Source organism: Desulfovermiculus halophilus DSM 18834 (assembly GCF_000620765.1).
GTDB classification, from domain to species: Bacteria; Desulfobacterota; Desulfovibrionia; order Desulfovibrionales; family Desulfothermaceae; genus Desulfovermiculus; species Desulfovermiculus halophilus.
In genome coordinates, this window is sequence record NZ_JIAK01000004.1 from 249,479 (window position 1) to 271,220 (window position 21,742).

At 57.0% G+C, this 21,742-nt stretch carries 17 protein-coding genes; 10 read left to right on the forward strand and 7 right to left on the reverse strand.

The window, feature by feature from the left end; genetic code table 11:
- The first annotated feature begins 3 nt into the window (after nt 1–3).
- A complete protein-coding gene (locus tag N902_RS20465; RefSeq protein WP_051564069.1) occupies nt 4–693 on the forward strand; it encodes a septal ring lytic transglycosylase RlpA family protein in 690 nt (229 codons plus the stop codon).
- Nucleotides 694–716: 23 nt separating this feature from the next.
- On the opposite strand, the gene N902_RS0101270 is transcribed toward N902_RS20465, so the two are convergent.
- Complete coding sequence (locus tag N902_RS0101270) at nt 717–2,102, reverse strand: sigma-54-dependent transcriptional regulator (protein ID WP_027369449.1); 1,386 nt, start codon at nt 2,100–2,102, stop codon at nt 717–719.
- Nucleotides 2,095–4,545 (reverse strand): c-type heme family protein, encoded by a 2,451-nt coding sequence (locus tag N902_RS15840; RefSeq protein ID WP_034621213.1) that lies wholly within the window; start codon nt 4,543–4,545, stop codon nt 2,095–2,097. Before N902_RS15840 ends, N902_RS0101270 begins: the two co-directional genes overlap by 8 nt.
- Nucleotides 4,546–4,600: 55 nt before the next feature.
- Between N902_RS15840 and N902_RS0101280 the strand changes: the two genes are divergently transcribed.
- Nucleotides 4,601–6,115, forward strand: a complete 1,515-nt coding sequence (locus N902_RS0101280) for an ATP-binding cassette domain-containing protein (RefSeq protein WP_027369450.1) — start codon at nt 4,601–4,603, stop codon at nt 6,113–6,115.
- A gap of 24 nt (nt 6,116–6,139) precedes the next feature.
- Here N902_RS0101280 and N902_RS0101285 read toward each other — a convergent pair whose 3' ends face one another.
- The gene (locus N902_RS0101285; protein WP_153304111.1) at nt 6,140–6,877 is read right to left on the reverse strand and encodes a hypothetical protein; all 738 of its coding nucleotides are present in this window, start codon (nt 6,875–6,877) and stop codon (nt 6,140–6,142) included.
- A gap of 407 nt (nt 6,878–7,284) precedes the next feature.
- Between N902_RS0101285 and N902_RS19610 the strand changes: the two genes are divergently transcribed.
- From N902_RS19610 to cfa, 4 genes are all read left to right on the forward strand, one after another.
- On the forward strand, nt 7,285–7,440 hold the full coding sequence (locus N902_RS19610; protein ID WP_153304112.1) for a hypothetical protein: 156 nt from the start codon (nt 7,285–7,287) through the stop codon (nt 7,438–7,440).
- A gap of 42 nt (nt 7,441–7,482) precedes the next feature.
- Entirely contained in the window at nt 7,483–8,940 is a 1,458-nt protein-coding gene (locus tag N902_RS0101300; RefSeq protein WP_027369453.1) for a putative sulfate exporter family transporter, read from the forward strand.
- 114 nt (nt 8,941–9,054) lie between these two features.
- The gene (locus tag N902_RS0101305; protein ID WP_027369454.1) at nt 9,055–9,306 is read left to right on the forward strand and encodes a DUF5395 family protein; all 252 of its coding nucleotides are present in this window, start codon (nt 9,055–9,057) and stop codon (nt 9,304–9,306) included.
- A gap of 186 nt (nt 9,307–9,492) precedes the next feature.
- A complete protein-coding gene (gene cfa / locus N902_RS0101310) occupies nt 9,493–10,650 on the forward strand; it encodes a cyclopropane fatty acyl phospholipid synthase (RefSeq protein WP_279614643.1) in 1,158 nt (385 codons plus the stop codon).
- Nucleotides 10,651–10,672: 22 nt separating this feature from the next.
- On the opposite strand, the gene N902_RS0101315 is transcribed toward cfa, so the two are convergent.
- Nucleotides 10,673–11,536: an amidohydrolase family protein gene (locus tag N902_RS0101315; protein WP_027369456.1), complete on the reverse strand. Its 864-nt coding sequence runs from the start codon at nt 11,534–11,536 to the stop codon at nt 10,673–10,675.
- Nucleotides 11,537–12,009: 473 nt separating this feature from the next.
- Between N902_RS0101315 and N902_RS0101320 the strand changes: the two genes are divergently transcribed.
- Nucleotides 12,010–13,134, forward strand: coding sequence for an NAD(P)H-dependent flavin oxidoreductase (locus tag N902_RS0101320; protein ID WP_027369457.1), 1,125 nt, complete (start codon nt 12,010–12,012; stop codon nt 13,132–13,134).
- 20 nt (nt 13,135–13,154) lie between these two features.
- Here the strand turns inward: N902_RS0101320 and N902_RS15845 are convergent, their stop codons facing one another.
- The gene (locus N902_RS15845; protein ID WP_051564070.1) at nt 13,155–14,498 is read right to left on the reverse strand and encodes an acetyl ornithine aminotransferase family protein; all 1,344 of its coding nucleotides are present in this window, start codon (nt 14,496–14,498) and stop codon (nt 13,155–13,157) included.
- A gap of 468 nt (nt 14,499–14,966) precedes the next feature.
- Here N902_RS15845 and greA point away from each other — a divergent pair, with 468 nt between their 5' ends.
- Nucleotides 14,967–15,461, forward strand: coding sequence for a transcription elongation factor GreA (gene greA / locus N902_RS0101330; RefSeq protein WP_027369458.1), 495 nt, complete (start codon nt 14,967–14,969; stop codon nt 15,459–15,461).
- A gap of 73 nt (nt 15,462–15,534) precedes the next feature.
- Here greA and N902_RS0101335 read toward each other — a convergent pair whose 3' ends face one another.
- Complete coding sequence (locus tag N902_RS0101335; RefSeq protein ID WP_027369459.1) at nt 15,535–15,783, reverse strand: RNA recognition motif domain-containing protein; 249 nt, start codon at nt 15,781–15,783, stop codon at nt 15,535–15,537.
- A gap of 467 nt (nt 15,784–16,250) precedes the next feature.
- Between N902_RS0101335 and N902_RS15850 the strand changes: the two genes are divergently transcribed.
- Together N902_RS15850 and N902_RS0101355 are read left to right on the forward strand one after the other, a co-directional pair.
- Nucleotides 16,251–18,245 (forward strand): PilZ domain-containing protein, encoded by a 1,995-nt coding sequence (locus tag N902_RS15850; protein WP_034621127.1) that lies wholly within the window; start codon nt 16,251–16,253, stop codon nt 18,243–18,245.
- Between the two features lie 11 nt (nt 18,246–18,256).
- On the forward strand, nt 18,257–20,173 hold the full coding sequence (locus N902_RS0101355) for an HD domain-containing phosphohydrolase (protein WP_027369463.1): 1,917 nt from the start codon (nt 18,257–18,259) through the stop codon (nt 20,171–20,173).
- 359 nt (nt 20,174–20,532) lie between these two features.
- Here N902_RS0101355 and N902_RS0101360 read toward each other — a convergent pair whose 3' ends face one another.
- Entirely contained in the window at nt 20,533–21,399 is an 867-nt protein-coding gene (locus tag N902_RS0101360) for a class I SAM-dependent methyltransferase (RefSeq protein WP_341830617.1), read from the reverse strand.
- Between the last annotated feature and the right edge of the window lie 343 nt (nt 21,400–21,742).

Sequence of the window (21,742 nt, forward strand, 5' to 3'; positions counted from 1 at the left end):
GACATGGAGCTTCGCTGTGCATCCCGCCTCGGCGTCCTCGCTATCGCCTTCTGCCTGGGGACGTGCGCCCTCCTCTCCTCCTGCACCCTGGTCACCCTTCCCTACGACCTGACCAAGGCCACGGTGAAGACCGCCTACACCGCGACCAAGATCACCGGCAAGACAGCCTGGGGCACGGCCAAGATCCTGACCAAGGTGGGCGGGTACACCTTTGAGATCGCCGCAGCCCCTCTGGACTGGCCCCTGACCCATGACAACATCGAGTCCATCGACGGCTTGTCGCCCAAGGAGGCCATCGCCCAGGGCCGGGTGAAGAACGCTCCCTACGTGGTTGGCGGACGCCGCTACCACCCCATGTCCGTGGCCAGGGCCCGCACCTACCGGGAGACAGGGGTTGCCTCCTGGTACGGAAACGAGACCCTGAACCAGCCCGGGGGCCACATGACTGCCAACGGGGAAGCCTTCGATCCCGATCAGCTCACAGCCGCCCACAAGCACCTCCCTTTGCCCTCCTATGTCCGGGTCACCAATCTGGCCAACGACCGGAGCATTGTGGTCCGGGTCAATGACCGGGGACCTTTTGTCCCCGGCCGGATCATCGATCTCAGTGCCGGGGCGGCCAAGAGGCTGGACTTTCTCGATCAGGGAACGGCCAGGGTTGCGGTGGAAACCGTGGCCACGGCTGATGGGTAGGCCAGAGGACAGGAAAGGGGCGGTCACTCCGCATGAATATTCAGCCTGCGCATGATCTTTTGCAGGGAGACCCGCTCCAGCCCGCTCAGCCTGGCAGCTTCGCTCACATTGCCCCCAGCCCGGCTGAGGACATCCTGGACATAGGCCCGGGTAAAGTCCTCGACCACTTTGGCCTTGGCCTCTTTGTACGGCTTCAGGGTCCCGCCGCCCCCCAGGTCCAGACCGCCCTGATCCACTGAACGCACCTGCTCCAGGTCGATGGTCTGCCCGGGAGAGAAGACCACCGTCCGGCGCACGAAGTTCATCAGTTCCCGGACATTGCCCGGCCATTCCTTGGACGCCAGGTAGGACAGGGCTTCAGAACTCATGGTCCTGTGCTCTATGCCCATTTCCTGGCAGACGCGGTGGAGAAAGGTATGGACCAGCAAGGGGATGTCCTCTTTGCGCTCCCTAAGCGGGGGAAGGTGTATATTCAGCACATTCAGCCGGTAGTACAGGTCTTCCCGAAACGAGCCGTCCTGGATCTTCGCCCCCAGGTCCTGATTGGTGCTGGCCACAATGCGCACATCCACCCGCTGGGAACGGTTCGACCCCACCGGCCTGATCTCCTGCTCCTGCAGGACCCGCAACAGCTTGGTCTGGATGGACAGGCTGATGTCCCCGATCTCGTCCAACAGGATTGTCCCTTTGTCCGCAGCCTTGAATAATCCCTGCCGTTCCTGGTCCGCTCCGGTAAACGCGCCCTTGGTGTGCCCGAAAAGCTCGGACTCCAGGAGATGGTCCGGGATAGCCGGGCAGTTCACGGTCACCAGCTTGTGCCTGGAACGATCGCTGAGGTCGTGGATGATCCTGGCTGCAAGCTCCTTGCCCGTTCCTGACTCTCCCTGGACCAGGACAGTGTACTCGTTCTGGGCCACCATGGCCAATGCCTGCTGCAGCTTATGCACTGCTTCTGATTCCCCGATCATTGTACTGTGTTCTGCGCAGACCCTGGCCTTTTGCCGCAGCCGGTCGTTCTCGGTGATCAGGTGATAGCGCTCCAGGGCTTTCTGAATCAGGCTGAACAGCCTCTCGTGGTCCACAGGCTTGGTCACGAAGTCGTACGCCCCGTTTTTCAAGGCCTGGACCGCCTTCTCAATGCTCCCATAGGCGGTGATCAGAATAATGCTCACCTGGGGGGCGATCTGCAGGGCGCTGTGCACGAGATCAAAGCCGTCCTTGCCCGGCATGCGCAAATCGCTGAGCACCACAGGGACAGTGCGGTCCTTTATGATCTCCAGGGCCTCGTCCACAGAAGGAACGGCCAGGCACTCCAGATCCGGAAACCGCCCCTGGACCATCCGGGCCAATCCGCGGGCGAAATCCTGTTCGTCGTCGACTATAACCAGGGTCAGCAGGTGATCATTCATTCGTGGCTCCAAGAGGGAAAAAGATGCGGAAACATGCACCTGGGACGTTGTCCACCTCGATCCGTCCTCCAACGTCCTGAACCAGGCCGTAGACGATGGCCAACCCCAGCCCGGTTCCTTTGCCCACCTCTTTGGTGCTGAAGAAGGGATCAAAGATGGTGCCCAGCAGGTCCTCGGGCACTCCGTTCCCAGAATCCAGGACCTGAAGAACAGCTTCATCCTTTTCTGGATGCAATGTCGACCCCACCTGTATCCACCCCGACTCCGGCACAGCCTCCAGGGCATTGAGCAGAAGATTGCTCAGAATCTGCTCCAGCGCGCTTTCCTCACAGGCGACAAGAGGATCGCCGGCATCCAGCTCCAAAAGCATCTCCACTCCTTTTTTCTCCGCCTGGACCTGCAAGAACTGCACGCTGCTGCTGATGATCTGATTCAGCCGGCAATACCCGGATCCGGCTGCCTTGGGCCTGGCGAAGTCCAGAAGGTCCTGCAGGATCTTCTGGGCCCTCTTGGTATGCCGTTCGATGACCTCCAGGTCCTGCTGGCTCTGGCTCTGATCCAGAGACCCTTTGAGCAGGTTGACGTAGCACAGGATGGTTCCCAAGGGGTTGTTGATCTCATGGGCCAGACCGGCGGCCAGCTTGCCCACGGCGCTCAGCTTTTCCGCCTGCTGGAGCTGGCGCTTCATGGCCCGTTCGGCTGTCACCTCCCGCAGGTAGCACACAGCCAGTCCCCGGGGATGGTGGGAGCCGACTATGGGATAGATGCTGATCTGAAACGACCTGCTGTTGGACAGCTGGACCTCTTCCGACCAGGATTCCTGCCGAGTCAAGCTCTTGCTGATCAGCCTGGGGGCCAGGCGCTTGTCCTTGGATTCCAGGCCCAGGACCGGGAAGAGCTCATCCGCGGCCCCGCTATGGCTCTCATCCCGCATCAGGTCCGTGGCTGCGCGGTTGGCCAGGACAACTCCGGCATTGTGGTCCACGAGGAGCAGGGGGTCGGAGATGCCCTCAAAGATCGACTCCAAAAGTTCTTTTTGATGCATGAGGCTGTAAAAGGCCTGGATGTTCTCCAGGGCGATGGCCAGCTGCTGTCCCAGGGCCAGCAGGACCTGGTCCGACATCCGTTCCGGATGAAACGCGGGCGGAAAATCAATGTACAGGATCCCCCAGATCTGTTCCTGGCTCTGTACCGGGACGTAGCACATGTGCTCAGTGCACCGGACCTGGTTGGACATGGCCAGGTCCAGAAAATCCTGCGGAAGCTCCGGCGGGAGCTGCCCCTGGGGCCAGGTATAGATCCGATTGGAAAACTGGGTGCAGAAGTAGCTGACCTGATGGGCCTTGAACCGGCTCCCCACCAGGCTCAGGGTCCTGTGCAGCAGCTCCTCGCTGTCCCTGCTGGAGCGCAGGGCGTCCAGGATATGGACAAAGAGATGGACATCGGCCTGGCGTTCCCCGACTTCTGTGTGCAGCTCATGGGTTCGCTCGGAAACCATCCGCTCCAGATTGGCTGCATACTCCTTGAGCTGCTCCCTGGCCTCCAAAAGGTGCCCGGCAATATGCTCAAAACCATCGACCAGCTGATCAACCTCGTCATTGGGCTGACCATCGGTTCTCTGCCCCACCAGGTTCTCGGAATGATGCTCCGGAAAGTTGCGCTGAAAAATGGAGGTCAGCCGCTTGAGATTAAAGACCACCAGGCGGCGGAAGTACATGTGCACCAGGCTGAAAAATATGATCACGGCCACAATATAGAAAAAGAGATACCTGAATGTGGCCTCCTTGATGCCCAGGACCGCCCGCTGGACCGGAAAACCGATGCTGACCAGCCCCTGGATGGAATCCGGGGTATGATGGAACCCCCGCTTGCTTCCATAGCGCTCGATCAGTTCCCGGGGTGCCCGGCTGGGCTCTCCGTGGCAGCGCATGCAGGAGGTGGTGAACTCCACCGGTCTGGCGCACAGGTAATATCTCTCCCCCTCCATGGTGACCACGTTTTCCCATCTGGTCCGGTGGGGCTGTTCCTGGAACAGGCGGATGAGCTCCCGTTCCCTGGAGTTCGGCGCGCTTTTCGGGTTTCTGGGGTTGGTGGCCACCCGGCGGTAGAGCAGGTCGGACTGCTCACCCGTGGTCTGCATCACCTCCCTGGATATATAGGAGGAGGACATGGCCTCCAGGATAAAATCCTCATCAGGCAATTCTTCAAACATCCTGGGCCGGAGCACGTTGCGCACATAGGACTGGACTGCGTTGACCTGATCCAGCATATTGTTGGCCCGGTACCGCACTTCCTGGATCACGATGCTGTGCATGTGAAAGTACAAAATAGTGAAGAATATCACCCCCAGGCCCAAGGCAGCAGCCACCAGGACGACTATGAACCTGGTCTGAAGGCTAAAGGCCTTTCCTTTTCGAAAACTCGTCTTTCCACCAGACGGCATGGCATCCATCTTCCAGGTTGATTTTGACTACTTGCCTGAATAGTATCCACAGGCTATGCATACATCGACCGCTACGGACAGTGATTCCTCCGCCCTCCTCTGCCTGGAGCAGGCTTCGGTCAGACGGCAGGGGAGGACGGTGCTGGACCGGATCTCCTTCACCCTGCATCGGGACCAGAACCTGTTGATCCTTGGGCCCAACGGGGCCGGTAAAAGCACATTCCTGAGCCTTTTGCGCGGGGACATCTGGCCCCTGGCCCACAACGGGCATCCCCCCCGCCGTTTTTCGGTCCGGGGCAGGTGGCAGGTCAGCCCCCTGGGGTGGAAAGAAGCAACATCCCTGATATCCCCGGAGCTGGAGCTGCGCTTCCGCCAGCTGCACAACCTGAGCTGCGCCCAGGTCATCTCCAGCGGGCTGGACGACTCCCTGCGTCCGCTGTGCTTTGTGGGCAAGGAACAGACTGAAAAGGTACAGGACCAGGCCGCGGCATTCGGACTGAACCACCTTCTGGACCGGCCTTTTGCCGCCCTGTCCTCCGGCGAGGCTCAAAAGGCCCTGGCTGCCCGGGCCATGATCCGTGATCCGCAGCTGCTCTTTTGGGATGAGATGGGCACCGGCCTTGACCCCCAGGCAAGGAAACAGATGTCGAGCGTCTTGTCCACCCTGATCCACCGGGGGGTTCAAATCGTGGCCGCGACCCACTGGCCGGATGAGCTGGCTCCCCTGGTTCCGCAGGTTGTCGTGATCCGGGACAAAGGCCTGCATGGACCGCTGCCGGCCCGTGAGGCCCTATCCGGGGAGAAGGGAGTTCCTGCGGCCCCTGAAGGTCCCGCGGCCCGGCCGGTGTCCTCTGCCGGCACCCACCGGGGTGTGGCCCATCCCCCAGACGCCAAGACCGGGGCCGTGCGCATCCGCATGGAGGACGTGGTCCTTTCCATCCATGGCCGCCGCATCCTCGGCCCCTTGTCCTGGACCCTGCGCTCCGGGGAAAACTGGCTGATCCACGGACCGAACGGATCCGGCAAGAGCACCCTGCTTCACCTCCTGGCCGGAGAGATCCACCAGTCCGCAGGGACTATAACCCGGCACCCTCCCCTGCACAGCACAAGCCTGCAGTCCCTGCGCCGGGATGTGGGGCTGTTCACCCCTGGGCTGCTCTGTGCCCATCAGCGCTCCCAGACCGGACTGCAGACCGTGCTCAGCGGACTGCGGGGGCAAATCGGACACCGGGACCGGTTCACCCCGGAGGAAGAAGACCAGGCAAGATCCTGGCTGCAGGCCCTGGACTGCGAGCATCTGGCCGCCCAGGACATCACCACCCTGTCCTCAGGCCAGTTGCGCCGGGTGCTCCTGGCCCGGTCCCTGGTCCACAACCCTTGTCTTCTCCTGTTGGATGAACCATGCGCAGGCCTGGACCGGAAAGCCAGACAGGACCTCCTCGTCCTCCTCGACCGCCTGGCCCAGGACCGGGTCCAGATGGTCATGGTCAGTCACCGCCCCCAGGACACAGTCTCGGCTATCAACCGTTCGGCGTCCCTGATAGACGGCATGCTCCCCGGCCTCGCCTGATCCTCGGCATTGGCGGGATTGGAATCAGGATCCGTTGCTGCGCTGCCTCCACAAATATATGCCCACCAGCAGCAGGACTATGACCGTGGCCATGATCACTTTGGAGTAGGGCAGGACGGCCTCCCAGAAGGTGCTTCCCGAGTCGTCTTCAGCTCGATAGACATTCTCCGGAGTGATGTCCAGAGAGTCCATTGCCTGGAGGACATCCGGGGCATACCGGCTGTACATGGACTCCGGCAGATAGGCGCTGGCAACCAGCACGTCCTGATTTAGGTACCAGACCGCCTTGAGCAGGACCATGTCCGTCTCGCCCATCCGAAACCTGGTTTCAGCCCTGTATTCATGCCGCCGGGGATCATACTGCGCAGAGACCAGTTCGTTGTTGCTCACTCCCGGCTGCTCTTTCTGCAGGCTTGTCTTCACCCGCTCGTTCATTTCCTGGATCTCGCCGCTGTCCACGCGCAGGCCTTCCCGGTGGCTGATCAAGATGTACGGATAGCTGAACCATTCCTTGGACTCCAATTGCAGGGCATAGTCGTAGTCCAGCCTTTTGCTCTCCGTGTCTATCTCCATGGCCTGGGCCAGGCTCTCCATTCTTTTCCGCAGGACATCTCCGGGCACCTGGACCCACTGGGCCGGCAACTGGAGACCAAATCCTGCTTCCGGAAATGAAAACCTCTTGGCCTGTGCCTTCACCGCTGCGCACATGACCACTGCTGCCACCAGCGCACAACAGCAGCCGAACATCCATTGTCTGCTCATCCCTCTCTCCCGCTTTATGCAGTTTGTCTTGCGCGTTTTTGCTTTTTTGGCCCTCTGACCCCGGGCGGGCCGCACCCCGGAAGATAGCAAATTTCGAGCCGGAAAGCATTCCCCTCCCTCGCCGGCCGTCGGCCCCACTGCATTTTGTGCGGACCCGGGACTGCCCCGCAGCGGCCACCGGATCCCTGCCGTCTCAGACCGACCTGGTACCCGCCCCCTGCTGCCCCTTGGCAGCAGACCTGCAAACTTGGGTTAGCAGGCCGCCCAGCCTCTGCCCGGATTCTCCCCCCGCGGTTTCGGTATCCGCCTTCCGCCTGCGTCTTGGCATCTGTTTTGCTCTCAGGCCTGCACCAATCTTGGAACTCGGTCCAAGACCATCGATCCATAACTTTTGTAAGGAGGCAGGTATGAGTGAGGAACAGAAGAATTACGGCCACGAGGCGACCAGGGACGCAGAGCCCTGGGAGGAATGGGAAGGGAAGCTGGTCAAGTATTCCCTGCTCATCGGAGTAGGGGCCCTCATCGTCCTGGGCACCCTGATCAATGTTTTTATCCTGCATTAACTCAAACCGCGACCGCGAGCATGCGCACAAGGAGGTAGGAGAATGGCCGAAAACACGCGTTGGTATTCCGGAATGTTCAGCTCAGAAGACTGGTGGGCGTTCTGGATCGGAATCTTCTTTGTCGCCCTGGGCATCATCGCCGGAGCCACCGGCATCGACTTGACCGGATGGATGATCTGGTTTCCCGTATGGTCCGACATCAGCAATTCACTGACTGCGGATCATTCCGGGCTGCTGTCCGGAGTGGCCTCCCTGTTTCTGTCCTATGTGATTTACACTGCGGCCACATGCATCGGGGCCAAAGCCATGAAGATGGACGTGAAGAAGTTCTTTCTTTCCTTCACCGTTATCTACTGGTTGACGGCCATCGTCTTCATCCTCTCCCGGAACGCCTATATTCAGGCCACGTCCATTGAGCGGGCCGAATTCGGAGTGGAGTGGAGCCTGTCCATCGGCGGAGCTCACTATATCTTCGCCCTCCTGGTCGGCCTGATCATCGGGAACCTGTTCCCCCAAAAATTCCGGGAGTTCATGCGCCAGGCAGCCCGCCCGGAGTGGTTCATCAAGATCGCCATCGTCTGCCTGGGCACCAAGCTGGGCATGAAGGCCATCGACGCCACCGGGTTCGCCATGGAGCTCTTGATCTCCGGGTGCTGCGCGACCATTGCCGCCTATCTCCTGTTCTGGCCTCTGGTCTACACGTTCTCCCGCAAGGTGTTCAAGGTCTCCAGGGAATGGGCAGCGACCCTTGCCTCAGGGATCTCCATCTGCGGCGTATCCGCAGCCATTGCCACCGGCGGGGCCATCCGGGCCAGGCCCATCGTCCCGGTCATGGTTTCCGGGATCATCGTGGTCTTTGCCCTGATCGAGCTGATCATCCTTCCCCCGGTTTTGACCTACACCCCCTGGTTTGATGAGCCCATGGCCGCAGGGGCCAGCCTGGGCCTGACGGTGAAAACGGACGGAGCCGACGCCGCCTCCGGAGCGATAACCGACCAGCTCATGCGCACCAGGGCGATTGAAGAGCTCGGCGTGCATTGGGAGGAAGGCTGGATCACGGCTTCCGCGGTCATGACCAAGATCTGGATCGACATGTTCATCGGGGTCTGGGCCCTGGTCCTGGCCATGCTCTGGCTCTACTACGTGGAGAAAAAACCCGGAGAACGGGTCCAGAAGATGGAGGTCTGGTGGCGGTTCCCCAAGTTTGTCCTCGGGTACTTCGTGGCCTGGTTTGCCGTTATGCTCATCGGTCTGAGCATTATCCCCGGAGAAAGCATGAACTTCGGCATTCATCCGGTGGAAGGCCCGATGCGGAAGATGTTCTTCATGCTCACCTTCACCAGCATCGGCCTGGTCACCGACTTCAGGCGGCTGGCTGAGGAGGGCATGGGCAAGCTGTCCCTGATCTACGGGCTGTCCTTGCTGTTCATCATCATCCCCATCGGCTGGGCCCTGGCCTGGATCTTCCATCACGGCATGGTCCCGCCCACAGTCGGGTAGAAACCAAGGCCCCGGCTTGAGGGAAGGGGGCGCCCCTTCCCTCAAGCCGGGCTCAAATGAACCGCAACCAGTCGTTGGTTCGCCCCTTCCACTCCAACCAGGAACGGATGCCCTATGCAGACTCTGAATATGAGCTTCATCCACGACGGAACCAACTGGATCGCCAGGGATACCTCCCTGGAAGTGGCCGACAAAAGCCTGAGCGAGCTGGATACCAAGCTCCGTCAGGCGATTGAAAAAACATACACCCCGCTGGCGGGAAGCCAGGTCGCAGTCAACCTGGACTTTGACTATTCCACGATCCCCCACTGGATGACCCAGTACCACCCCTACTATATTCACAGGAGGCTGGAGTTCGCATTTTAGCCCCCAGACCATGACCCTGCGGCTCGCGCGGCAGATCCACAACCAATGCCCGCGGGCCGTTTTTCTGCTCTCCCGGCATCCGCCGGTCGTTGCCCTCCCGCATTTGGCCCCCTGTGCATCCAACCCAAGTCCACGCCCGCATAGACTCCCTTGTCCATTCCTTCCTTTTTTGGCTAGACTCCGGGAATCTTCTTTCAGCAGCAAACACCGGAGGAGATGAATATGCAGGCCGTGCAGCTCAAAACGAGAATACAGGAACTGCTGGATTGTGCTGGGGTCACAATTGACGGGGACCGGCCGTGGGACATTCGCATCCACGATCAGCGCTTTTACGCCCGGGTCCTGGCCGAGGGTTCCTTGTTGGGGCTGGGGGAGTCGTACCTGGACGGGTGGTGGGACTGTGATGCCCTGGACCAGTTCATCCACCGGGTGATACGCGCCGAGCTGGACAAACAGGTAACCCCGAAGAAGGACTGGATGTTTGCAGTAAAGGCCAAGGTCTTGAACCTGCAAGACAGCACCAGGGCCTATGAGGTGGGCAAGCACCACTACGACATCGGCAACGACCTGTACCAAAAGATGCTGGATTCGCGGATGACCTACAGCTGCGGGTACTGGAAAGAGGCCCGGGATCTGGAGGAAGCCCAGGAAGCCAAGCTGGACCTGGTCTGCCGCAAACTGGGCCTTGAACCTGGAATGCGGGTGCTGGATATCGGCTGCGGCTGGGGCGGAACGGCCAGATTCGCCGCAGAGCGCTACGGGGCCGAGGTGGTCGGGATCACTGTGTCCCGGGAACAAGTGGAGTACGGGCAGGCCCTCTGCAAGGGCCTTCCGGTGGAAATCCGCTACCAGGACTACCGCAGCGTGAGCGAAAGATTCGACCGCATTTTGTCCCTGGGCATGTTCGAGCATGTGGGGGTCAAGAACTATCAGACCTTTATGACCCGGGTCCGGAACCTCCTGGAAGACGATGGGCTCTTTCTTTTGCACACCATCGGCCGCCTGGAAAGCAGATCTGACTGCGAACCCTGGATCTCACGCTACATCTTCCCCAACTCCATGCTCCCCTCAGCCCGACAGATCTGCGCGGCCTTCGAGGGGCTCTTTGTCCTTGAGGACTGGCACAGCTTCGGGGCGGACTACGATCCCACCCTGATGGCCTGGCACGAAAACTTCACCCAGCGCTGGGACGAACTGCAAAAAGCCTACGACCAGAGATTCTTCCGGATGTGGACCTACTATCTGCTCACCTGTGCCGGAGCGTTCCGGGCCAGATCCAACCAGCTCTGGCAACTGGTCCTGTCTCCCCGCGGAGTGCAGGGCCGATACGATGCCCCCAGATAGCCGGAGCCTGGAAAAATCCGCTTCAGCCCGGTTGAGAACCTACTGCATCACTTCCGGCCACAAGCCGCTGGGCGTTGGCATGCAGGATCAGCCGCCGGGTCTCAGCATCCGGGACAAGCCGGTTCAGAGCGGAAAGCATATCCCGGGGCGAGTGCTCCAGGATGGGAAAATCGGTTCCGAACAGGATCCGGTCCCTGTGGGCAAGCATGAACCCGGCCAGCTCCGACTCCGGCACCTCCAGCTTCGGATTGGCCAGGGCCCAGGAGGTATCCACGCAGACCTTGGGGTAAGCCTCCAGGATCTCCTGCATCAGACCCAGCTCATCCAGGCCGAAATGGGGGATGATCAGCTTCAGGCCGGGAAACGCCTCCAGTACCGGCAGGACCCGCCTCAGCCCCAGGGCCTTGTATTCCTCCTGCCCCGGAGCGTACGGTGCCGTCCCGGCGTGGAGGATCAGGATCTTGTCCCGCTGGTAGACCTCCCGGCAGGCTGGGACCAGGGCCGGGTGGTCGGCCGGATACTTGATCACCGCCAGCTGCAGCTTGAGTCCGGCAAACCCCCAGGAATCAAGACACAGAGCCAGGGTATCGGCTATCTCCTCGTCCTCTGGGTGGACGGAGGCAAAGGGGATGAGCCAGGGATTGGCCAGGGCGACCGAACGGACCCAGCGGTTGAGATCCATGGCCATGCCCGGCTTGTGGCAATAGGGGAGCAGAAACCCCCTGTCCACACCCATATCCTGCAAAAAGCTTAGATAAGAATCCAGATCCCAGCCTGCGAAGGGGATATCCCAGCCGAAGCGGTCGAACCATCCCCAGATAGCCGCAAAAAGCCGCTCGGGAAACAAGTGGATATGTGCGTCCCAGACCTGTTCGCCCTGAATCATGATCCTCCCGTCCTTTCCATCTGACCGCATTTGTGGTTTTTCGACGTAGCTTGTGGATTTTTGGAGTTTGCCATCTCTTATGTAGGCAACTGCACTTTCTGTGTCCAAGAGCCGCATTTGTTCAGCGGCCTTGTCCAACCAGGCGCTGAAGGCCTCCTGACCCCGGCTATGTGGTTGTTTTTCATATCAGTCCCAGTACGGGGCTCATCGCCAACTGTGGGCTCAATGGCTGGTCACCGCCTCGCTGGACAAGGCCTCCTGAACTTTGTGAAGAGGGGCTGAACGATTGCACCTAGTTTACTTCCCAGGCGGTAAGGCGATTTTTCTTGCCTGGGTGGTTCAAGTATGCCACAAAGATAAACGTTATTTTGTTTCCCAACCGGGGTCCCCAAGCCATCGCGTTTCTGGATCCCGAACCCGGAGGCTCCCCGGCCTGAAGACAGGAGCCGTGATCCCGTAAGGAGCTCGAGTCTATGGCAGCACAGAACATGCCCGGCCTGCACATCGGCAAGCTGGCCGCTCCAACTCCAATTGTCCAGGGCGGCATGGGCATCGGCATTTCTGGGGCCGGGCTGGCCTCAGCCGTTGCCGACCAGGGCGGCGTGGGCGTCATCTCCGCCGTTGGTCTGGGTATGCTGGAGTCAGCCTCCCGCACCCATTACCACCAGACCAATCGGGAGGCCCTGGTCCGGGAGATCAGGACGGCCCGGAACAAGACCTCCGGAATTATCGGGGTGAACATCATGATAGCCCTGTCCGACTTCGACACCCTGCTCCTGGGGGCCGTCGACGAAGGCGTGGACATCATCTTTCTGGGCGCCGGCCTCCCCCTGCATTTCCCCGAGGAGCTGTCCCCGGAACGGATGCGTCAAATGCACACCGCCCTGGTGCCTATAGTCTCCTCGGCCAAGGCGGCCAAGCTCATCCTCAAGTACTGGAGCAAGCGGTTCAACCGGGTGCCGGACGGTTTTGTGCTCGAAGGCCCTATGGCCGGGGGGCACCTGGGGTTCACCCCGGAACAGATAGACGATCCTGGATACGCACTGCACCGTTTGTTGCCCGAAGTCCTGGCCGCTGTGGCCCCGTATGAACAAAGCCGGGGACACAAGATCCCGGTCATTGCAGCCGGAGGGGTGTATACCGGCCGCGATATCCATGACTTCCTCCACCTCGGGGCCGCCGGGGTCCAAATGGGAACCAGGTTCGTGGCCACCCATGAATGTGATGCCGATATCGCATTCAAGCAGGCCTTTGTCCAGGCCAGACAGGAGGATTTGACCATTATCCAGAGTCCGGTTGGCCTGCCAGGACGGGCCATCGAGAACGACTTCCTGCGGGATGTGGCCTCCGGACACAAGAAGCCATTCACCTGCCCCTGGAAATGCCTGAAGACCTGCGACTACACCCAGTCATCCTATTGCATCGCCTGCGCCCTGAACCAGGCTCGGGCCGGAAGGCTCAAGCACGGATTCGCCTTTGCCGGAGCCAATGCCTGGCGGGTGGACCGGATCATGTCCGTTCATGAGCTGATGCACTCCCTGATTGACGAATACCAGGCCGCGGCAAGGGCATCGGAAACAGCCCCGGCTGAGGGCTGACCCATCCTTCTCCTCCTTGCTCACCCCCAGGAAGCCGCCCGCCTTCCCAGACGGTGCAGGACCTCGTCCAGGATGGTCACGCAGGTGTCCACCTCCTGCTCCCCAACAGTCAGGGGCGGACAGAACCGCAGGGTGTTTTCTCCACAGCCCAGGAGCAGGAGCCCTTTTTCAAAGCAGGCCTGGATCACGTCATCCCGCCACTGAGGCGCCTTTTCCTTCCGCTCCCGGTCCGCGACCAACTCCAGGCCGACCATCAGCCCCATTCCCCGGACGTCGCCGATACACTCATACCTGTCCTGCAGGGTGCGCAGTCCGTGCATGAGCCGCTCTCCCTGCAGGCGGGCATTGGCCATCAGCTCCTCCTCCAAGAGATCGATGGTTGCCAGGGCAGCCTGGCAGGACACGGGATTGCCCCCGAAAGTCGAAGCATGGGACCCGGCCTCCCAATCCATGATCCGGGCCGGAGCCAGGGCAGCACCCAGGGGCATCCCGGAGGCAATGCCCTTGGCCAGGGCCGTAATATCCGGAACCAGGCCGAAATGCTCCATGGCGAACATCTTTCCTGTCCGGCCCATCCCGGACTGCACTTCGTCCGCCACATACAGGATTCCATATTTTTTGGCCACCGCGGCCAGTCGGAGATGGAACTCGGGGGGCGGCACAATGTAGCCTCCTTCGCCCTGAATCGGCTCCACGAATATGGCCGCCACCTCTTCCGGGGGCATGGTTGTCCGGAACAGGGTCTCCTCCACCCAGCGCACGCATTCCAGATCGCAGGCCGGGTAGGTCAGCTTGAACGGACACCGGTAGCAGTAGGGATAGAATATATGCGTAATCCCGGGGATCAAGGGGTTGTAATGGCTGCGCTGGACGGCTTTGCTGGCAGTAAGGGACAACGCCCCCATGGTCCGGCCGTGAAAGGCGCCGAAAAAGGCGATGTTCAGCTCCCGCCTGGTATGGTGCCGGGCCAGCTTGAAGGCGGCCTCCACTGCCTCGGCTCCGGAATTGCCGAAATACACCTTGTACCGTTCATCTCCCGGCACCAGGAAGGCCAGCCTGCGGGCCAGCTCGATCTGCGGGGCGTAATAAAAGTCCGTCCCGGACATATGCATCAGCCGTTCGGCCTGGTCCTTGACCGCCTGAACCACCCGGGGATGCGCGTGCCCGGTGGAGCACACGGCGATACCGGCCGTAAAGTCCAGAAACAGATTGTCGTCCACATCCCGCATCCACACCCCGCTGGCCTCTCTGGCCACCAAGGGATACATCCGGGTATAGGAAGGGGATACGAACTCCCTGTCCCGTTCGATCATGGCCGCAGCCTTGGGGCCCGGCAATGGCCCCGTTATCTCCGGACGCCGCATTCCCGCCTCCTTTCCTGGATACAGTTCCCCATCCCTGTCGCTGAGGATCACTGGCGCGAAGAATGTGCATCCAGTGCATCCGTTTGTTGTGATTTTCTTTCTTCGGGTTCGTAATCACTATCGGGGCCGAATCCATAAGCTGAGGGTTCCTCCTGCACCGAATGACATATTCTTTCGATTTCGATAGCGATCCCGATTTCGATTCGGATTATCCCTATCAGAGCATTAGGCCAACTATGACCCTTTCCGCACACCTGGTCAATACGTGCAAAGACACGCTCCTTGACAGACAGCCCTATGCTGGCTACCCCTTCTTGCTCCGCCCGGCACCGGCGTATACAATACCCAGTTACAAAGCCGCAGGATGCGGGCCGCAAAAGATGAACGGCAAACGTCGACCATCCACTGCCAGCGTCGACGGACACAGAAAACGAGCCTGACGAATAGAATTCAGACCAGGGAGGCTGCATGGACACAATCCCCATTTCAGTTGAAGGCTTTACCAAGCTTCGGGAAGAGCTCGAAGAACTCAAGCGGGAACGCCCGGAAGTCATCCAGGCCATTAAAGAGGCCAGAGAAGAAGGGGATCTGCGGGAAAACGCCGGCTATGATGCCGCGCGGGAGAGGCAGGGAATGCTCGAAGCCCGGATCACCTTCATCGAATCCAGGCTGCCCAAATGCGACGTCATTGATATCCACAGCATGCAGGGGAGCAAGATCGCCTTTGGAGCCACTGTGGAGATTGAGGACATAGACACCGAAGAACGCAAAAAGTTCACCCTTTTGGGGCCAGACGAAGCGGACTACAAGAAAGGGAGCATCTCCGTTCACTCACCATTGGCCCGGGCCCTTCTGGGCAAGGAGGAAGGAGACGACGCTGTGGTCGATGCACCGCGGGGTAAAATCGATTATGAAATCATATCTGTGGAGTACAAGGGTTTTCCGGAGGGACATTTCTCCTAGCCCAAAAATACAAAAGCCGCCCGGTCGGGCGGCTTTTGTGCTGTCTATCTGCCTTGCCGGCAGCAGCGGGAATCTAGGTCCGGGGGCGGGCTTCGTTCACCTTCAGGTTCCGGCCTTCGAAGCTGGTCCCGTCCAGGCTCTGCATGGCGGCGTTCGCCTCTTCCTCGCCCATTTCCACAAAGGCAAATCCGCGTGACCTGCCGGTTTCCCTGTCAGTGATCAGGTTGACTGACTTGACTTCGCCGAACTGACCGAACAGTTCTTGGATGTCGTCCTCGGTGGACTGAAAGGCCAGATTCCCAACATACATCTTCTTGATCATATCTGTACTGCTCCCAAAAAAGAAAAAAAAATACACAACGGCCACCAGTTGGCCGACAAGTGTTGTATACGCAGATTGGGAGGCAAAGTCAAGGTAGATTTGCAAATTCATTCGCCTGCAATCAAATAAACAATGATCCTAAAGTGTTTTGCCTGTATACTCTCTTTTGAGCCTTCAGCATTCGCCTGGATAACGAAGAGGGTTCACCTTCGGGTTTTGAGACACAAATATTCATTATCATTAAACAGTTACAGGCGGCCCCTTTGCTGGACAAGAGCATTTCTTTTTGTCTACCGTACAACCCGTTTTTCTCAACTGCTGACGCTCCACCGTTTTTTCGAACTCCATGCGAGATCGGCAGGATTCAGGGCGGGGCGTGTCTGCGTGTTGATGCCGTATTTTCTTGGGGTGATACATCAACCGATTCCCCATGACGTGAGGATCAATTTCTATTGACTCCGGTGTATATGCAACTATCCGACCTATCCACTGAACTGGGCCGAAATCAGGAAACAAAGCAGCGAAAACTGCGCTACCTGTCGGATAGGCTGAACTTTTGCCACTTCCAAGGGCAAAATATCTCTATTGTCCTCAAGCACAGGGTCTTTAACAGACTCAAGGTGCTGACCTCCAGAGTTTTTCCGACCATTGGCTCGGAAGTCGTCTGTCAGCCGCAAAGCGGGGAAGATGCAACTTGGTTGTTGGAAAGATTTCAAGTACACAAAGTCAGTATCCACCTCAAAAATGCCTACCTTGATTTTTTCCCTGCTTACATCCGTGTAGACTCCGGCCTGATTCGGCTTGGCCTCCCGGAAGAATGCTTTGAAATATCCGATCCTGAAATAAACAGCCGTAAATGCACAAATGTGCACGGGCAAATCGTCTGCGATCATGGCCTATATACTGTTGAGCCCCTCGAATTCAGCCCATCACAGATCAAAGTTGTTCTGCCGTGGAAAGAACATCGTATACTGCACTGGTCTCCCCCAAATGAGAGCCTATGGCTTATCCTGTATTCAGAATACAATACGTACTTCTCAGGCAACTGTCAGGTACAAGAGGAGCAGGAGACCGAAAGAGGGCTACAGATTTTGCTCAGCTTTCCTCAAGAGCCCTATGCTCGCTTCAGACGGCGTAAGTTCCGCAGTCAGCGAGTTCAGATAACGCCCCCTCCCGATATTGTCTTTTCTCACCCGTTAAGTAGAGAAAGCTTGTCATTCAAGATACATGACATATCCGGCAGAGGATTCTCTTTTCTGGTTCCCAAGGACAAGAACCTCTTTTTCCCTCGATTGACAATACCACGTCTTGAATTACGATTCGGACTGCATTTTTCAATTACTTGTACAACACATCTCGTATACTGTATTGAACATGATGCCTATATTCGATGCGGCGCATGCTTTATCGACATTGACCTTGAAAGCATAACTAAAATTCTTTATCTCCTGCATCAGCTCCAAGACAGCAACGCTTACGTGATGCATCAATACGTTGACCCTGAAAAGCTCTGGGAGTTCTTTTTTTCCACAGGATTCATATACCCCCAGAAATATTATCATATGTCCAATCATGCCCAAGAGCTGAAAACGCTTTATGCAAAGCTCTACTCAGGCACACCCACCATTACAAAACACTTTACCTACCAAGAGCACGGGGATATCTTGGCCCATATTTCCATGCTCCGCATATTTGATCGCTCCTGGCTTATCCATCACCATGCTGCGGACAAGGCATCTTCCCGCTTGGCTGGAGTAAAAGTATTAAGTCAAATCAGCCGCTACGTGAACGAAGTCCATACCTTCGAATCGGCAAAAATGGACTACGTCATGTGTTTCTACCGACCGGACAACAAGTTTCCTGCCCGGGTTTTTGGAGGTGTGGCCCGAAAGCTACGAAACAGCCACAAGTGCAGCCTGGACACCTTTACCTATATCTCCTCAATACATGGCATGCACCCTGGACCGATAGGGCGGAAATATTGGGTCGATATTGCGCACCCCGAGGATATCGAAGACTTTTTTCACATCTACAAACAAATCTCGAATGGACTTTTGCCGCATACGTTCAATTTCATTGAATCCGACGAACTGTTTCAATCGTATGCATCAAACGACTTGAATCGGAGCCTGAAGACCTACGTCCTGCAGACAGAAAACGGGCCAGCTGCCATTGTCTTGCTGCTTATGTCCGATGTCGGCTTAAACATGTCTGACGTAACACATTGCATGTACTTTTTCGCAATTCAATATAACGAGATTGATAAAGATCTCATCAACAAATGTGTCCTAGACATATTACAAAAAGAAAACGCAAAGGACACAAGCCTCATGCTGTTCCCCGAATGCTTAGCAAAGCATATGAACATTAAGTCTGAAAAAAGATATACCTTATGGATACTCAATCTCAAGTATCTCGACGAGTATTTTCAGTACTGCACCAGACTTTTTGGTAAATTCTAAGGCTATTTTATATGGATAATAGACACTTATACAACAGTAAAATCATCGATATCTATATCAAATACATAAAGAAACATCATCCAGATATCAACCTCAAGGAGATGCTGCTGGGGGGAGGCATGAAGCTCCACGAGGTAAACGACCCCGGACATTGGTTCACCCAACAGCAAATAGACGACTTCTACGAAAAGGCAGTTCAACTCACGCAAAACAAGAACCTGGCCAGGGAGGCTGGAAGGTATGCAGCCTCAGCCAATGCCCTGGGCATAGTCAAGTACTGGACCCTTGGCCTTTTATCTCCGGGTAGCGTCTTTCGGGTTTTGAATAAAGCCAGCTCTATCTTTACCAGATCTGCCAGGTATGAAGCCAATATAATCGCAGGTGCGAAGGTTGAGATCACTGTCACCCCGCATCCGGGCGTGCAGGAAAAACCCTTTCAATGCGAAAACAGGATTGGTTTCTTCGAAGCCATAGTTTCCTTGTTTGGCTGCTATTTACATCGAATCGAGCACCCGGAATGTCTTTTCAGAGGGGATGGGCAATGCAGGTATCTTATATCCTGGAAAAGTTCTCGAAAGGCTGTCCCCAAGCGGCTGATATTGGGTGCGGGGCTTCTTTCTCTCGCCACACTCCCCGCAGTCCTGGCATGGCTTCCCGGTTATGTTTCTTGGCATCTTGCGGGATCTGTACTTACAGTATCCCTTCTCAAGCTCCTTGCCCTTGCCCAAGAAAACAATGAGTTAAAGGCCAATATCGATATCCTGCAGTACACCGGAGACCAATTGCTTGAACAGGTGGACATCAACTACCGCAACTGTCTTCTTACATACGAAATCGGCGCAGCAGTCACCAAGCAGACCCGGGTCCAGGAGATATTGAACAAGGTTATGGAGCTGCTTGAAAGCAGGCTGGATTATGATCGGGGCTTGGTCCTGCTGGCGGATACACAGCATAGGCGACTCATCTTTCAGGCTGGCTTTGGGTACACTGATCAGGAGTTCACCCTTCTAGAAGAGTCAAGCTTTAACTTGCAGAATATAAGCTCCAGAGGAGTTTTTGTACTTGCATTTCGCAACCATGAACCGATTCTGGTGAACGATCTGCAGGACATAAAGGACGACCTGTCGGCACACAGCCTGGAGATAGCGCATAAGCTGGGCACGCGTTCCTTTATTTGCTGTCCGATTCTGTATGAATCGCAAGCTCTCGGCATCCTAGCTGTCGACAACAAGGTATCTAAACGCCCTCTTGTGGAACGGGACATGTCTTTTTTGATGGGTATAGCCCATTTTATTGGAGTTAGCCTACACAATACCCATCTATTGGAATCGAAAGAAAAGCAATTCAAGTCATTGATCCAGACCCTCGCAGCCAGCATAGATGCCCGCGACCCAAACACTGCCGGGCATTCCGAACAGGTTGCGTTTTACAGTATGGGGATCTGCTCCGAACTTAATATCCCCCCAGACACCCAAGAAATGATCCAAGTGGCCGCCCTCCTGCACGACTACGGCAAGCTGGCCGTCCCCGATTCCATCCTGAAAAAACCCGGACCGCTCACCGCTGAAGAATATGCAAGCGTTCAGCTGCATGCCGAGCAGACCAGGGTCATCTTACAGCAGATACACTTTGAGGGTGTATTTTCCCATGTACCGGATATCGCTGCGGCACATCACGAACGCCTGGATGGCTCCGGATACCCCCAAGGCCTGCGGGGTGAAGAAATTCCGTATCCGGCAAGGATTATCGCCGTAGCCGACTTTTTTGAAGCCATAACGGCCAAACGTCCGTACCGGGAGCCCATTGCTGTGCAGGAGGCCCTGCATATGCTCGAAGAACGCAAGGATGTCCTCTTTGACGAAGAAATCGTTGATGCCTTGAAGGCCTATCTGGCCAAGAGCAGGGACCTCGATGTTGCCTGGGGATGACAGGAGCTTGCCGTATATTTGGGGCTCTTCGACACAGAAAGTGGAGTTGCATATATAAGAGTTTGCCGTCTCTTCTGTGTGCCGTAAGCGGCAGGCCCGCACATTTTCTTGGTCCCGCCACCCGGCACTCACGTGTATAATAAGCTCAGTCACACACAAAGCAGTGACCTGCACGTGAGTAGCCGGGAGGGGGCAGGGATCCCCCCTTTGGCGGGACTTAGAAAATACCGGGCCGAAAGTGGGCATACAGAAGAGATGGCAAACTCAAAAAATCCACAGGCTAGGTCGAAGAACCATATTTTTCAGGCAGCAAACCGAATCGGAGAACAAGCCACGTGCGCCTCTGCCGGTGTCTGCCTCTAACTGGTTGCCTCTTGTGTTCTGCCGCGGCAAAGCACAAGGGGTGTATATGTAAACCTTCTGGGATCGGTGAAAAAATGAATAAACTCCTTTTTAAATTCATCAAATCCACCAGGATAGCATGGGAAATCATACCTGCAGGACCGCACAGCCACTTCCAGCTTTCTGCTCCAATTGTACGCATCTTTTTCTGACAGCTGGCCGTATATCAAGTGATGGGCATGTACCTGCACAGAAATATCCGTATAGTCTGCATCAAACATGTACGCATACAGCTTTCTCCCAATATAAGGATCAAAATCGTGATCCTGGGCCAGAATACCCAGGATGTCTTGTAGAGAACTTTCCAACCGATCCGGCAACTGATAATGAATGCGACAATTGTTGTCCAGGTCTGCAAGGCAGAGAATGCCTCCGGGCACAAGAAGCGATCGCAGCCCTTCTACAATGTCTGGCGCCTTTTGCGCATGATACTCCAGAAAAAAACGGGCCCATATGAAGTCAAAGCTGCCCAAAGAATCCAGCTGTGAATATACATCCTTACACACAAAGCTGAGCCAGCTTTGCCCGTAGTTTGCTTCGGCATGGGCAATCCGTTGGGATGAAATGTCCATGCCCACCACCTCTCCGCACGGTCCGACTAGCTGCTTGAGCATGCTGGAAGTGACGCCGCAGCCGCAGCCGAGATCCAGAACCCGCATCCCCGGAGTCAGACCAGCCCAAACGGCCTGTTGCTTGAGAGATTCAAAATCTGTCTTTTGCTCCAGCCGATAGGCTTCATTCTCGTCTTCCATGAGATACGAAGGGAAAGCTTCCGGACAAGCCGGGCCAACAACCACCATACGTTTCATCCTCCCGGTCATCATGATCTCGTGAACACAACCAACTGATTCGAATATCGACAAAAATGTAGTGGGATATAAACTGTCCTGTCAATAAAAACTCACCCCGATTCTCGAAAGAATTCTCCCTTTACAGCGACATTTTCCTGAACTCGCAGAGTCTCTTGGTCGAAGCCGGGTATTGGTCCGTAGCCTTTCGATTTACGGCCGGTAACGCTTCCTGGCGAAGTGGAGGATAAGCGGTCGGTCCTCACAAATTCAAGAGCCCCCAAACAAGCAGTCAGCCGCGGTCATAATGCAGTGAGGGCCGAGCGCCCGGAGCGAGCCTTGGATGCGTCGGCCAAAATCGTGGCCACGGACCAAGCCC

What these genes read in the sequence shown, in the direction of transcription:
- N902_RS20465 (WP_051564069.1), top strand. Translation starts at nt 4, where the DNA reads ATGGAGCTTCGCTGTGCATCCCGCCTCGGCGTCCTCGCTATCGCCTTC.
- N902_RS0101270 (WP_027369449.1), bottom strand. Translation starts at nt 2,102, where the DNA reads ATGAATGATCACCTGCTGACCCTGGTTATAGTCGACGACGAACAGGAT.
- N902_RS15840 (WP_034621213.1), bottom strand. Translation starts at nt 4,545, where the DNA reads ATGCCGTCTGGTGGAAAGACGAGTTTTCGAAAAGGAAAGGCCTTTAGC.
- N902_RS0101280 (WP_027369450.1), top strand. Translation starts at nt 4,601, where the DNA reads ATGCATACATCGACCGCTACGGACAGTGATTCCTCCGCCCTCCTCTGC.
- N902_RS0101285 (WP_153304111.1), bottom strand. Translation starts at nt 6,877, where the DNA reads ATGAGCAGACAATGGATGTTCGGCTGCTGTTGTGCGCTGGTGGCAGCA.
- N902_RS19610 (WP_153304112.1), top strand. Translation starts at nt 7,285, where the DNA reads ATGAGTGAGGAACAGAAGAATTACGGCCACGAGGCGACCAGGGACGCA.
- N902_RS0101300 (WP_027369453.1), top strand. Translation starts at nt 7,483, where the DNA reads ATGGCCGAAAACACGCGTTGGTATTCCGGAATGTTCAGCTCAGAAGAC.
- N902_RS0101305 (WP_027369454.1), top strand. Translation starts at nt 9,055, where the DNA reads ATGCAGACTCTGAATATGAGCTTCATCCACGACGGAACCAACTGGATC.
- N902_RS0101315 (WP_027369456.1), bottom strand. Translation starts at nt 11,536, where the DNA reads ATGATTCAGGGCGAACAGGTCTGGGACGCACATATCCACTTGTTTCCC.
- N902_RS0101320 (WP_027369457.1), top strand. Translation starts at nt 12,010, where the DNA reads ATGGCAGCACAGAACATGCCCGGCCTGCACATCGGCAAGCTGGCCGCT.
- N902_RS15845 (WP_051564070.1), bottom strand. Translation starts at nt 14,498, where the DNA reads ATGCGGCGTCCGGAGATAACGGGGCCATTGCCGGGCCCCAAGGCTGCG.
- greA (WP_027369458.1), top strand. Translation starts at nt 14,967, where the DNA reads ATGGACACAATCCCCATTTCAGTTGAAGGCTTTACCAAGCTTCGGGAA.
- N902_RS0101335 (WP_027369459.1), bottom strand. Translation starts at nt 15,783, where the DNA reads ATGATCAAGAAGATGTATGTTGGGAATCTGGCCTTTCAGTCCACCGAG.
- N902_RS15850 (WP_034621127.1), top strand. Translation starts at nt 16,251, where the DNA reads ATGCAACTATCCGACCTATCCACTGAACTGGGCCGAAATCAGGAAACA.
- N902_RS0101355 (WP_027369463.1), top strand. Translation starts at nt 18,257, where the DNA reads ATGGATAATAGACACTTATACAACAGTAAAATCATCGATATCTATATC.
- N902_RS0101360 (WP_341830617.1), bottom strand. Translation starts at nt 21,399, where the DNA reads ATGATGACCGGGAGGATGAAACGTATGGTGGTTGTTGGCCCGGCTTGT.